This is a genomic window from Citrobacter sp. CK189 (assembly GCF_030333505.1).
Classification (GTDB): domain Bacteria; phylum Pseudomonadota; class Gammaproteobacteria; order Enterobacterales; family Enterobacteriaceae; genus Citrobacter_B; species Citrobacter_B koseri.
Window position 1 is genome coordinate 933,549 of the sequence record NZ_JAOWFV010000038.1, and the last position, 12,168, is coordinate 945,716.

General features: G+C 55.8%; 13 protein-coding genes. 9 read left to right on the forward strand and 4 right to left on the reverse strand.

What is annotated here, in order from left to right; genetic code table 11:
• Positions 1–32 precede the first annotated feature (32 nt).
• Genes prfA through kdsA form a run of 5 tightly spaced genes read left to right on the forward strand, consistent with a single transcriptional unit; the run spans position 33 to position 4,040 of the window.
• A complete protein-coding gene (gene prfA, locus OGV83_RS14325) occupies positions 33–1,115 on the forward strand; it encodes a peptide chain release factor 1 (protein WP_012132158.1) in 1,083 nt (360 codons plus the stop codon).
• A complete protein-coding gene (gene prmC / locus OGV83_RS14330) occupies positions 1,115–1,948 on the forward strand; it encodes a peptide chain release factor N(5)-glutamine methyltransferase (protein WP_286463860.1) in 834 nt (277 codons plus the stop codon). The genes prfA and prmC overlap by 1 nt, the downstream gene beginning before the upstream one ends.
• A complete protein-coding gene (gene sirB2, locus OGV83_RS14335) occupies positions 1,945–2,337 on the forward strand; it encodes an invasion regulator SirB2 (protein WP_047463430.1) in 393 nt (130 codons plus the stop codon). The genes prmC and sirB2 overlap by 4 nt, the downstream gene beginning before the upstream one ends.
• A 3-nt stretch (positions 2,338–2,340) precedes the next feature.
• Positions 2,341–3,150: an invasion regulator SirB1 gene (sirB1, locus tag OGV83_RS14340; RefSeq protein ID WP_012132161.1), complete on the forward strand. Its 810-nt coding sequence runs from the start codon at positions 2,341–2,343 to the stop codon at positions 3,148–3,150.
• Between the two features lie 35 nt (positions 3,151–3,185).
• Entirely contained in the window at positions 3,186–4,040 is an 855-nt protein-coding gene (gene kdsA, locus OGV83_RS14345; protein ID WP_012132162.1) for a 3-deoxy-8-phosphooctulonate synthase, read from the forward strand.
• Positions 4,041–4,145: 105 nt separating this feature from the next.
• Here kdsA and chaA read toward each other — a convergent pair whose 3' ends face one another.
• A complete protein-coding gene (chaA, locus tag OGV83_RS14350; protein WP_012132163.1) occupies positions 4,146–5,246 on the reverse strand; it encodes a sodium-potassium/proton antiporter ChaA in 1,101 nt (366 codons plus the stop codon).
• A gap of 271 nt (positions 5,247–5,517) precedes the next feature.
• Between chaA and chaB the strand changes: the two genes are divergently transcribed.
• Together chaB and OGV83_RS14360 are read left to right on the forward strand one after the other, a co-directional pair.
• A complete protein-coding gene (gene chaB / locus OGV83_RS14355; RefSeq protein WP_012132165.1) occupies positions 5,518–5,748 on the forward strand; it encodes a putative cation transport regulator ChaB in 231 nt (76 codons plus the stop codon).
• Positions 5,749–5,916: 168 nt separating this feature from the next.
• On the forward strand, positions 5,917–6,612 hold the full coding sequence (locus OGV83_RS14360) for a gamma-glutamylcyclotransferase (protein ID WP_048902386.1): 696 nt from the start codon (positions 5,917–5,919) through the stop codon (positions 6,610–6,612).
• A gap of 30 nt (positions 6,613–6,642) precedes the next feature.
• Here OGV83_RS14360 and OGV83_RS14365 read toward each other — a convergent pair whose 3' ends face one another.
• The 3 genes from OGV83_RS14365 to OGV83_RS14375 form a co-directional block, all read right to left on the reverse strand.
• The gene (locus OGV83_RS14365) at positions 6,643–6,888 is read right to left on the reverse strand and encodes a DUF1883 domain-containing protein (RefSeq protein ID WP_012132167.1); all 246 of its coding nucleotides are present in this window, start codon (positions 6,886–6,888) and stop codon (positions 6,643–6,645) included.
• A 210-nt stretch (positions 6,889–7,098) separates the two neighbouring features.
• Entirely contained in the window at positions 7,099–8,883 is a 1,785-nt protein-coding gene (locus OGV83_RS14370) for a methyl-accepting chemotaxis protein (RefSeq protein WP_248622715.1), read from the reverse strand.
• Positions 8,884–9,043: 160 nt separating this feature from the next.
• Complete coding sequence (locus OGV83_RS14375) at positions 9,044–9,397, reverse strand: DsrE/DsrF/TusD sulfur relay family protein (protein ID WP_049010651.1); 354 nt, start codon at positions 9,395–9,397, stop codon at positions 9,044–9,046.
• Between the two features lie 73 nt (positions 9,398–9,470).
• On the opposite strand from OGV83_RS14375, the gene nasR reads away from it, so the two are divergent.
• Together nasR and OGV83_RS14385 are read left to right on the forward strand one after the other, a co-directional pair.
• On the forward strand, positions 9,471–10,667 hold the full coding sequence (gene nasR / locus OGV83_RS14380) for a nitrate regulatory protein NasR (protein WP_081353188.1): 1,197 nt from the start codon (positions 9,471–9,473) through the stop codon (positions 10,665–10,667).
• 241 nt (positions 10,668–10,908) lie between these two features.
• Positions 10,909–12,168: a CmpA/NrtA family ABC transporter substrate-binding protein gene (locus OGV83_RS14385; RefSeq protein ID WP_110494190.1), complete on the forward strand. Its 1,260-nt coding sequence runs from the start codon at positions 10,909–10,911 to the stop codon at positions 12,166–12,168.

The following is a 12,168-nucleotide window of genomic DNA, read 5'->3' on the forward strand; positions in this document are numbered from 1 at the left end:
CAATCTATTTTTTACAGGGTGCATTTACGCCTATGAAGCCTTCTATCGTTGCCAAACTGGAAGCCCTGCACGAACGCCATGAAGAAGTTCAGGCGCTGTTGGGTGATGCGGGAACCATCGCAGACCAGGAACGCTTTCGCGCGCTGTCGCGTGAGTATGCGCAATTAAGCGATGTTTCTCGCTGTTTTACGGACTGGCAACAGGTTCAGGATGATATCGAAACGGCACAGATGATGCTCGACGATCCTGAAATGCGCGAGATGGCGCAGGATGAACTGCGCGAAGCCAAAGAAAAAGGTGAACAACTGGAGCAACAGTTGCAGGTTCTGCTGCTGCCAAAAGATCCCGATGACGAACGTAACGCTTTCCTCGAAGTGCGCGCCGGAACGGGCGGCGATGAAGCCGCGCTGTTCGCAGGCGATCTGTTCCGCATGTACAGCCGTTACGCGGAAGCGCGTCGCTGGCGGGTAGAGATCATGAGCGCCAGTGAAGGCGAGCATGGCGGCTATAAAGAGATCATCGCCAAAATCAGCGGCGATGGCGTTTACGGGCGACTCAAGTTTGAGTCCGGCGGCCATCGCGTTCAGCGCGTTCCGGCGACCGAATCGCAGGGGCGTATCCACACGTCCGCCTGTACCGTCGCCGTTATGCCGGAACTGCCGGAGGCCGAGCTGCCGGATATTAACCCGGCTGATTTACGTATCGACACCTTCCGCTCTTCGGGCGCGGGCGGTCAGCACGTTAACACCACCGACTCCGCAATTCGTATTACGCACTTACCGACCGGTATCGTGGTGGAGTGCCAGGACGAACGTTCACAGCATAAAAACAAAGCGAAGGCGCTGTCGGTGCTTGGGGCGCGCATTCATGCCGCAGAAACGGCGAAGCGTCAGCAGGCTGAAGCCTCAACCCGGCGTAACCTGTTAGGCAGCGGCGACCGCAGTGATCGCAACCGTACCTATAACTTCCCGCAGGGTCGCGTGACGGATCATCGTATTAACCTGACCCTCTACCGTCTGGATGAGGCGATGGAGGGGAAACTGGACATGCTCATTGAGCCGATTGTTCAGGAACATCAGGCCGACCAACTGGCGGCGTTGTCCGAGCAGGAATAATGGATTACCAGCACTGGTTGCGTGAGGCGATAAGCCGCTTACAGGAGAGTGAAAGCCCCCGACGTGATGCCGAGATTTTGCTGGGTCACGTTACCGGTAAGGCGCGCACCTTTATTCTGGCATTTGGCGAAACGGCGCTGACCGACATGCAGCGTGAGCAACTGGCGCAGTTGCTGGCGCGTCGTCAGCGCGGCGAACCGGTCGCACACCTGACTGGCATGCGCGAGTTCTGGTCACTGCCGCTGTTTGTCTCGCCCGCTACGCTGATTCCGCGCCCGGACACCGAATGTCTGGTCGAGCAGGCGCTGGCGCGTCTGCCTGATTCGCCGTGTCGGATTCTCGACCTCGGCACCGGAACCGGCGCGATTGCGCTGGCGCTGGCGACAGAGCGACCGGACTGCGAGGTCACGGCGGTAGACCGTATGCCGGACGCCGTGGCGCTGGCTGGACGTAATGCGCAACATCTGGCGATTCACAATGTTCGCATACTGCAAAGCGACTGGTTCGCGGCGTTGCCGGGGCAGCAATTTGATATGATCGTCAGCAACCCTCCGTATATTGATGCGCATGATCCCCATCTCGCGCAGGGCGATGTGCGTTTTGAACCGCTGTCGGCGCTGGTCGCAGACGATAACGGCATGGCGGATATCACGTACATTATCGCGCAGGCGCGCCATGCGCTGGCGCCGGGGGGGTATCTGTTGCTGGAGCACGGCTGGCAGCAAGGGGCGGCGGTCAGAACCGCGTTGACGCAGGCGGGGTACGTTCAGGTTGAGACCTGCCGTGATTATGGCGACAACGAACGAATCACGCTTGGGCGGATCGCGCCATGAATACATTTACGCTGCTGCTGGGCGTCCATCTGACCAGCGTTACGCTTTCCGTTAGCCTGTTCGTGCTGCGTTTCTGGTGGCGCTATACCCGCCATGCGCTGGCATCCGCACGCTGGACGCGGGTTGTCCCGCCGATTATTGACACCGTTTTGCTGCTTAGCGGAGCGGGGTTGATCATAAAAACGCACATCCTGCCATTCACCGAACAGGGGACATGGCTGACTGAGAAGTTGTTTGGCGTTATCATCTACATCGTTTTGGGTTTTATTGCGCTTGATTATCGTCAGGCGCGCAGTCAGCAGGCGCGCGTTATCGCCTTCCCGCTGGCGCTGGTGGTGCTGTACATCATCATTAAACTCGCCACCACAAAAATACCGTTACTGGGGTAAGTCATGAGGTCGTTAGCTGATTTCGAATTTAATAAAGCGCCACTGTGCGATGGGATGATCCTGGCATCGGAATCGATCCGCCTGGATTTTCCGACGCAAGCGGTCTATGACGAACTGGAACGTCTGGCCAGTCTGGCGCATGAAGAAATTAGCCAGCTCCTGTCTCAGGATGAGCAACTGGAAAAATTGCTGGCACTTTTTTATGGCGAGTGGGGGTTCAGAGATACCCACGGCGTCTACCGTCTTTCTGATGCATTATGGCTCGATCAGGTTCTGAAAAACCGCCAGGGGAGCGCGGTATCGTTAGGCGCAATCTTATTGTGGCTGGCTCACCGGCTGGGTCTCCCATTGGTGCCGGTCATTTTCCCGACCCAGTTGATTCTGCGTATTGAATCGCTGGAGGGGGAAATGTGGCTGATCAACCCATTTAACGGCGAAACGCTCGATGAGCATACGCTGGAAGTCTGGCTGAAGGGCAATATTAGCCCGGTCGCTGAGCTGTTTAACGAAGATCTGGATGAGGCGGATAACGCTGAGGTCATTCGCAAGTTGCTGGATACGCTGAAATCTTCCTTGATGGAAGAGCGGCAAATGGAACTGGCGTTGCGCGCCAGCGAAGCGTTACTGCAATTTAACCCGGAAGACCCTTACGAGATCCGCGACCGGGGGCTGATTTATGCGCAACTGGAGTGTGAACATGTTGCGTTGACGGATTTAAGTTATTTTGTTGAACAGTGTCCAGAAGACCCGATCAGCGAAATGATTCGTGCGCAGATTAATACCATTGCGCACAAGCAAATTGTTTTGCATTAATTAATCGACATTTTACCCATGGTTAAGGCGATCCTATGAAACAAAAAGTGGTTAGCATTGGCGACATCAACGTGGCAAATGACCTGCCGTTTGTGCTGTTTGGCGGTATGAACGTGCTGGAATCACGCGATCTGGCGATGCGTATCTGTGAACACTACGTAACCGTGACCCAGAAGCTGGGTATTCCTTATGTGTTCAAAGCCTCTTTTGATAAAGCCAACCGTTCTTCTATTCACTCTTACCGTGGCCCGGGTCTGGAAGAAGGGATGAAGATTTTCCAGGAACTGAAACAAACGTTTGGTGTGAAAGTGATCACCGACGTTCATGAAGCCAGTCAGGCGCAGCCTGTCGCTGACGTGGTGGATGTCATTCAGCTTCCGGCATTCCTCGCTCGCCAGACCGACCTGGTGGAAGCGATGGCAAAAACCGGCGCGGTCATTAACGTGAAAAAACCGCAGTTCGTCAGCCCCGGTCAGATGGGCAATATCGTGGACAAATTCCACGAAGGCGGCAACGATAAAGTGATCCTGTGCGATCGCGGTGCGAACTTCGGCTACGACAACCTGGTTGTTGATATGCTGGGCTTTAGCGTGATGAAGAAAGTTTCCGGTAACTCGCCTGTTATTTTCGACGTCACCCATGCGTTGCAGTGCCGCGACCCGTTTGGCGCCGCGTCCGGCGGTCGTCGCGCGCAGGTTACCGAACTGGCGCGCGCCGGTATGGCGGTAGGTCTGGCCGGTTTGTTCATTGAAGCGCACCCGGACCCGGAGCATGCGAAATGTGACGGTCCGTCCGCGCTGCCGTTAGCGAAGCTGGAACCGTTCCTGAAACAAATTAAAGCGATTGACGATCTGGTGAAAAGCTTCGGCGAGCTGGATACCGAACACTAAGCGGGGATGATGTGTGCCGGAGGGCGTCTGACGCCGTATCCGGCCTACAATAAACGCGGTTTCGTAAGCCCGGAAAGCGTAAACGCTACCGGGCTTTTTTGTCCGTCAGGCAAAAATGGTCATCAGGTAAGCGATAAACAGAGCCAGATGCGCCGCGCCGTTCAACACATTGGTTCGCCCGGTCGAGAAAGAAATGTGGCACAGCACCAGCGAGGCCACCATTACCACCATCTCCGGGGCGCCCAAACCGAAGAGCAGGTCATTTCCGGTAGCCCATGCAATCAGCGTCACCACCGGTACGGTCAGGGAGATGGTTGCCAGTACCGAACCAAAGAACAGGTTCATGGCTCGCTGTACCTGGTTATTCAACACCGCTTTCAGCGCGCCCAGCCCTTCAGGGGAGAGGATCAGCAAGGCCACGAGGAAACCGGTAAATGCCACTGGCGCATTCAGTTCGGTTAACAGTGTCTCCAGCGGATTGGCGTTCATTTTCGTCACGGCGATAACGGCAATCAGATGTACGATCAGCCATACAGCGTGCCAGATGTTGCTGTGCGCGGACGGTTTGCCGTGGTGCGGGTCATCGTCATCACTTTCATCTTCATGCTCGTAAACGAATAAACTCTGGTGCGTTTTCGTCTGAATCAGCAGGAAAACGCCGTACATCGCGGCGGAAATAAGCGCCACTAACAGCGCCTGAGCCGTAGTAAAATTCGCCCCTGGCAACGCCATAGGGAAGACCAGCACGATAATCGCCAGCGGAAACAGGGCAATTAAATACTGTTTAATGCCAAACAGGTTCATATATTGCGTGGCGAATTTACGACCGCCAAGCAGCAGAGAAAAACCGACCAGTCCGCCAGTTACAATCATGATGATTGAATAGAGCGTATCGCGCATCAGTGTTGGCGCGGCGTCGCCGGTGGCCATCAATGCGGAAATTAAACTCACTTCCAGAATAACGACAGAAAGACTTAAGATAAGGGAACCGTAAGGTTCGCCGAGTCGGTGCGCTAATACATCCGCATGGCGGACAACGCTGAAAGCGCTGCTTAAAATACCAATAAGGGCAAGTATATTAATACCGATGACCACTGGTAGTGACTGACTGCTTCCCCATAAGAACAGCACCACCAGTGCCAGAACCGGGAAAATAAGCGAGGTCTCCTTGTGGCGGGTTTTCACCGCCTCATGTGCGTGTGTCATTATGATTCTCCATCTCCGCAGGTGTTTTTAATTATAAATGTATTAAAGATTGTAAAAAATAACAGAAATCGCGGCTTCATCATTGTGTTTTTACGTAATTTTACGGCATGGGCTATTTTTCCCCGCAGAGTGAATAAAAAAGTACGTCTTGTTTAGAGAGTATATGAATAACAGTGGGTTAGTGACAAATAAAAAGTAAAATAGCACCCGACTGGCGAGACAAAACATTGTTGACCACACTAAAGGTTTACAGCAAAAAGAGGAGTCAGCAATGCCTTATAAAACGAAAAGCGATTTGCCGGAAAGCGTTCAGAATGTGCTGCCTGCGCACGCGCAGGATATCTATAAAGAGGCGTTTAATAGCGCCTGGGAACAATATAAAGATAAAGCGGACAGACGTGACGACGCCAGCCGGGAGGAGACCGCGCATAAGGTTGCCTGGGCTGCCGTCAAAAATGATTACCAAAAAGGGGATGATGATAAGTGGCATAAAAAGCGCTGATCGTCTTCATACCAGACCAGGCAAATGATGCGCGTTGAGCGTCTGTTGCCTTGCAAGCGGCGATTGAATTGCATATTGTCCTGTTAGTGGTTTCAAAATGAGCAGTTAAAATGCCCGGAAGGCGTCAAAAAAGTGTTGCAGGGAAGTTTGCAGTGGCGGAGGTGTAAGGTGTTAACGCGTGATTTTTTACTGAATGCCGATTGTAAAACGGCGTTTGGCGCTATTGAAGAATCACTACTTTGGTCAGCAGAACAACGGGCCGCTTCACTGGCGGCGACGCTTGCCTGTAGGCCCGATGATGGGCCGGTGTGGATCTTCGGTTATGGATCGTTGATGTGGAATCCGGTGTTAGAATTTGACGAGTCCTGTACCGGTACGCTGGTCGGCTGGCACCGGGCGTTTTGTCTGCGTCTGACGGCAGGGCGTGGAACGGCGTGCCAGCCCGGACGGATGCTGGCGCTGAAAGAGGGCGGGCGAACTACTGGCGTGGCTTATAAACTGCCGGAGAACGCGCTGGAGCAGGAGCTGACGCTGCTGTGGAAGCGGGAAATGATTACCGGCTGCTATCTTCCCACCTGGTGCCAGCTGGCGCTGGATGATGGCCGGACGGTCAATGCGCTGGTGTTTATTATGGACCCGCGACACCCGTTGTATGAGTCGGATACTCGCGCTCAGATTATCGCGCCGCTGATCGCTGCTGCCAGTGGGCCGTTGGGCACCAACGCGCAATATCTGTTCTCGCTGGAACAGGAGCTTGCCAGACTGGGGATGCGGGACGATTGCCTGAACGATCTGGTGGCGAAAGTCAGAGGCTTGTTAGGCGAGAATCAGCCGGAAAGGGGATTCAACCCCGGATTTGCCTGAGCGTTGCCCCTGAATCCAGGGGCAAAAACATCAGGCTGCGATATAACTGATGGAGTGTTCCAGTGACTGGCTGTGGCTGTCGATCAGCACGTTCCAGACACCGGTGTACGGTACGGTCAGCCAGGCATTATCACGGTTCTGCACGCTTAAAATATCGGTCTGCGTGTCTTTGACGTGTTTTTTCTCGCTCATTAAATGGATGTGGCAGCGTTCAGAACAACGCACTATCACCGTATCCCCACCAAACAATTTCAAACTTGCTTTCACTAATGCCATTTTTCACCCCGTTCTTGAAAACAACGTACTCCCTTGCGGAAGTGCTGCGTGATGTTGTTCACATTTCACTCACTGCATAACACCAAAGGGTGAGCTCACGGATGCTGATTTTGATCAAAAAATGGCATAACCATTAAACAAAAATGACAAAATACCTGAAAATCATTGAAAGGGCGTGGTAACTTTCGACAAAAACACGCCCTTATAAGATTAAATTCGGAAATGCCCGGCAGTTTCAGCCAGCTCGCCTGCCTGGCTCTGCAAGGCGCCTGCGGCGGCGGCAGACTGCACCACCAGTTCAGCGTTCTGTTGCACCATGCGATCAAGGTGGTTCACGGAGTGATTTATTTCCTGAATGCCTTTCATCTGCTCACTGGTGGCGATGCTGATTTCATGCATGATGCCGGAGACGTGGCCGATGCTGGACAGGATCTCCTGCATACTTTCTCCGGCCAGATGAACATAACGTGAACCTGTCGCGACGCTGGTGGTTGTGGAGTCGATCAACGATTTAATCTCTTTTGCCGCCTGCGCGCTGCGGCTGGCAAGGTTGCGCACTTCACCCGCGACAACGGCAAACCCGCGGCCTTGCTCTCCCGCCCGGGCGGCTTCGACCGAAGCATTCAGCGCCAGAATATTGGTCTGGAACGCAATGCCGTCGATCACGCTGGTGATATCGCCGATTTTCGCCGATGCCCCTTCAATAGATTGCATTGTCGTGATTGCCTGCGAGACCACGTCGCCGCCGCGCGTGGCGGCCTGTGAGGCTTTTTGCGCCTGATCGTTGGCTTCGGCGGCAGATTCCGTGGACTGGGCGACCGATGCGGTGATTTGCTCAACGGCGCTGGCGGTTTCACGCAGGCTGGAGGCGGCCTGCTCGGTACGGCCTGAAAGGTCGCGGTTACCGGCGGCAATTTCCTGCGCGGCCATTTTCACCGAGGCGCTGGCATCGCGTAGCTGTACCATTACCACGGACAGCTTATCGCTAAAACCGTTAAACGCCCTGGCGATTTGCGCGACCTCGTCCGTGCCACTGTCCGGCAAACGCTGAGACAAATCGTTCGTCCCGTTGGCAATGGCATGCATCGCGTCGCGGATCGTGGACAGACGCTTCATCAGGCGAGCCACCAGAAGGTGCATCACTGCGCCGCCCGCGAGAACCAACAGCAGCAGGGACAGGGTGGACGCCTTCAGCAGCGCCAGCATGCCGGAGGTTGCCTCTTTTTCGTCTAACGCCACGACCAGCCACCAGTGGGTTCCTTGCACCGGCGTCGCCAGCAGCGTTTTACTACTCTCGCCGATCGGCGCCTGAACAGGGTGTCCGCTTTTTACCTGATTGAAATCCACGCCGCTGACGACCTGCGCGAAAGGTTTCATCGTCAGCGCCGGATCGTTGGCGGCGATGAGCGTTCCGTTTTGGTCGAGCAACATACCGCTGCTGGCGGGCGTCGGTTGAATACCGTGTACATTCGCCACGACGGCATCCATCGCGACATCACCGGCGACCACCGCTTTCAGTTCGCCATTCTCTTTCACCGGAACGGCGAACGTTACCACCAGCTTGCCGGTTCCGGCATCAACATAGGGGGCCGTAACGACGGCAGCGTCAGCGCTGACAACCTGTTGATACCAGGGGCGTGACGTCGGATCGAAATCTGGCGGTATGCCTGCCGGGTCGGAGAATTTTGCTGTTTTGCTGGCATACCCGACATAGATATTCGTAAAGCCGCCGCCCAGCGCCATTTGACGAAATACCGGCACCGGATCGTCGGTTAGCGCCGCCTGCTGCAACGAGGAAATCATATTCATTTTACCGCTAACCCAGTCGGCAATCGCCAGACTGTGGCTGGCGCTGGTACTGGTGAGCGTATCCTGCTGCGCTTGTCGGTTATCGAGACGCGTTACCTGAAGGTTAATCAGCGTGTTAAGGAGGAGGGCGACAACCAGACATCCCGTTGTCGCCGCAATAATACGGGCGCGAATTGAGCTGAACATAGTATTTCCTTCAGTGTGGTATTGGAAATCCTATCGGCTACCGGGCGACGAATCTTGAGGCTGCAACCGCGTCCATAAGAAAATAGTATCAGCAGGGCTAAACGCGCGTTAAGCGCTAATGAAGGTGCGCGGAAACCAGGGGCAATTCCCGCGCCAGGGATCAGAAGGTCAGAACTTTATCCGCCGCCAGCGTCCACTGGGCCAGTTCGACCAGCGTACCGACTTCCACGCCGTCAATGAGCGGCAATGTGGTGATTCCCCGCCCGTCGGTACAGGTTTTACACAGTTTCACCGGGACGTTCTGCGCGGTCAGGATCTCCAGCATTTGCTGGATATTGTAACCTTCCGCAGGCTTCTGTCCGCGTAATCCTGCGGTGACGGCATCCGACATTAAAAATAAACGCAGATCGAGGTCGCCGGCCTGTTCACGTAGCGCAATGGCCAGACGCAGGCTGTTAAATAACGCTTCGCTACCGTATGCCGCACCGTTTGCGACGATCACTATCTTTTGCATTTTGACTCCTGTTGTCAGGGGGGCATGGATATTGCTTGTAGTACGGGTAGACCTGTTACCCGGGAGAGCAACGATGATGACGAATATGGAAAGCCGCCCCGGCGCCACCCAATGGTTTCATTATGCGCGCCAGCTTGAGAATACGCAGCTTCGCCAACTGGCGCAGTCAGGGAAGCTGGTGTCCCGGATTAGCCATCTGGTGCATATGCTACAGTGCGAACGCGGCGCATCCAACATCTGGTTGTGTTCCGCAGGGCAACTTTATGGGCCGGAGATACGCGCCAGCCGCGCGCTGGTGGACGAAGAACACGCCCGGTTGCAGTCCCTGTTGCAGGAGATGAGGCCGATGGCGAACAGCGCGCTCTGTCATCGCATCGCCGGGGCTGTCTGGTGTCTGGAGCAGTTGCCGCAGCTGCGCGAAGCGGTCAGTGGACGGCATAGCGATGCGCCACAGGCGATGGATCAGTACAGCCGCACGCTGCGCCACCTGCTAAGCATTGTGCCGCAGCTTAACGACAACATCGACCATCCCCACATCGCCGGAGGGATGGTCGCGCTGTACAGCTTTATGCAGGGTAAGGAGCTGGTGGGGCAGGAGCGGGCGCTGGGGGCGATAGGGTTCACGCAAGGGGCGTTCAGCCACGAGATGCGACAGGAACTGGTGGATCGCATTGACGGACAGCAGCTCTGCTTTGACACCTTTATATCGCTGGCGTCACCGGCGGTGGTTCACGCATTTCGCCAGCAGTGCGAAGCGGAAGCCGCTATCGAACAGTGGCGCCGCCTGGCCTGTACGCGCCAGCCTGCGCCCGATAAGGGCGAAAGCGCTTTACGCTGGTTCACGCTCCAGACGCAACGGCTGGAGCAACTGCGCAGCATCGAGGAGATGCTGATCGCCGAGTTAATGTCTGCGGTGGAGCGCCGTCTGGCGCAGGATGAGACAACGTTGCCGCTCGCCAGCTGGCTGGATGATGCCACCGACGATACGTTCTCATTGCGTCGGGATAAGCAGTTGCTGCTGGTTGTGCGGCAACAGGCGCGGGAACTGGAGCAGCTCAGCGGGCAACTGGCGTCGCTACAGGATGCGCTGGAGGAGCGAAAGGTTATTGATAAGGCCAAATATGTGCTGATGCATCACCAGAATCTGTCTGAAGAGCAGGCCTGGCAGTCGCTGCGCAAAATGGCGATGGATAAGAACCAGCGGATGGTGGACATCGCGCGTGCGCTGCTCACGGTGAAATCGCTCTGGCAGGTGACAACCAAAGGGTAGCTGCACAATGGCTGGGCATCGTGTGCCAGATTCGGGTGCAAGCGCGTTCGCGTACCGCCTGAAAAGCGGCGGAATAGGGGCATGTTGATGTTGGCATCTGAATTGCAATACTGAAATGGTAAAAGAGTTCTGAAAACAGTTTAGCGGCAAACCAACGACGGTTTGCGCGCGTTTGGGATAAAGGCGTCCTGCAATGCTTCGGCATTGCCGGGCGCTTTTTTTTTTGCAATGGGGAGCATGTATGGGTGACAGGTCTGTTTCATTGACGCGACGTCGATTATTGCAGGCAGGGGCCGCGATGGGCGGGGCGCTGCTGGTGCCCGGTTTGATGCAGTCCGTGTGGGCGGCAGGGTCGGACAAACCCGAACTTGAAATTGTCAGAGTCGGCTTTATTCCGCTCACCGACTGCGCGCCGCTGATCATCGCCGCGTTGAAAGGGTTTGATAAGAAATACGGCATTACCCTCGTGCCGACCAAAGAGGCCAGTTGGGCGGCGGTGCGCGACAAACTCGTTTCCGGCGAACTGGACGCGGCGCATGTGCTGTATGGCCTGCTCTATGGTCTTGAGCTTGGTATCGCCAGTAAGCCGCAGCCGATGGCGAACCTGATGACGCTAAATCAGAACGGGCAGGCAATCACGCTGTCGACGGCGCTCCAGGAGAAAGGTATTACCGATGCTGGCGGATTGAAAAACATGATCGCCGGACAAGCGCCCGGCACTTACACCTTTGCGCATACCTTTCCGACCGGAACGCATGCGATGTGGCTCTATTACTGGCTGGCCAGCGCGGGTATTGACCCGTTCTCTGATGTCCGAATGGTCGTCGTGCCGCCGCCGCAAATGGTGATGAACATGCGTATTGGCAACATGGTGGGTTTTTGCGTCGGTGAACCGTGGAATGCCCGCGCGATTAATGATCGTATTGGTTTTACCGCCACGACCTCGCAGGCCATCTGGCCCGATCACCCGGAAAAAATCCTGGGAACGCGCCGTGACTGGGTCGAACAGCATCCAAACACCGCCAGAGCGCTGGTCAGCGCGGTACTGGAGGCGGCGCGCTGGATCGACGCCTCAGTGGAAAACCGACGCGAAACCGCACAAATACTGGCCCGTCGCGCCTGGCTCAACACCAAAGAGCAGTACCTGACCGGACGTATGTTGGGCGAGTACGACAACGGCGCAGGGCATCGCTGGCAGGACGCGCACGCCATTCGTTTTTATCACGATGCGGAAGTGAGTTTTCCGTGGCATTCCGACGGGATGTGGTTCCTGACGCAGTTTCGTCGCTGGGGGTTGCTCAAGGACGCGCCGGATTATAACGCCATCGCCGCCCGGATTAATCGCACGGACATCTGGCGGGACGCCGCCGCAGCGGTAGGCGGCATCACGCCGCCTTCTCAGCTGTTACGCACCAGCACCCTCATGGATGGTTCCGTATGGACCGGGCGGGACCCCGAACGTTACGCCAACAGTTTCACTCTCCATCATCAAGGGGCCTGA

Bases quoted from the DNA above. Each gene is read 5' to 3' on its own strand.
- prfA (WP_012132158.1), top strand. From the start codon at position 33: ATGAAGCCTTCTATCGTTGCCAAACTGGAAGCCCTGCACGAACGCCAT.
- prmC (WP_286463860.1), top strand. From the start codon at position 1,115: ATGGATTACCAGCACTGGTTGCGTGAGGCGATAAGCCGCTTACAGGAG.
- sirB2 (WP_047463430.1), top strand. From the start codon at position 1,945: ATGAATACATTTACGCTGCTGCTGGGCGTCCATCTGACCAGCGTTACG.
- sirB1 (WP_012132161.1), top strand. From the start codon at position 2,341: ATGAGGTCGTTAGCTGATTTCGAATTTAATAAAGCGCCACTGTGCGAT.
- kdsA (WP_012132162.1), top strand. From the start codon at position 3,186: ATGAAACAAAAAGTGGTTAGCATTGGCGACATCAACGTGGCAAATGAC.
- chaA (WP_012132163.1), bottom strand. From the start codon at position 5,246: ATGACACACGCACATGAGGCGGTGAAAACCCGCCACAAGGAGACCTCG.
- chaB (WP_012132165.1), top strand. From the start codon at position 5,518: ATGCCTTATAAAACGAAAAGCGATTTGCCGGAAAGCGTTCAGAATGTG.
- OGV83_RS14365 (WP_012132167.1), bottom strand. From the start codon at position 6,888: ATGGCATTAGTGAAAGCAAGTTTGAAATTGTTTGGTGGGGATACGGTG.
- OGV83_RS14370 (WP_248622715.1), bottom strand. From the start codon at position 8,883: ATGTTCAGCTCAATTCGCGCCCGTATTATTGCGGCGACAACGGGATGT.
- OGV83_RS14375 (WP_049010651.1), bottom strand. From the start codon at position 9,397: ATGCAAAAGATAGTGATCGTCGCAAACGGTGCGGCATACGGTAGCGAA.
- nasR (WP_081353188.1), top strand. From the start codon at position 9,471: ATGATGACGAATATGGAAAGCCGCCCCGGCGCCACCCAATGGTTTCAT.
- OGV83_RS14385 (WP_110494190.1), top strand. From the start codon at position 10,909: ATGGGTGACAGGTCTGTTTCATTGACGCGACGTCGATTATTGCAGGCA.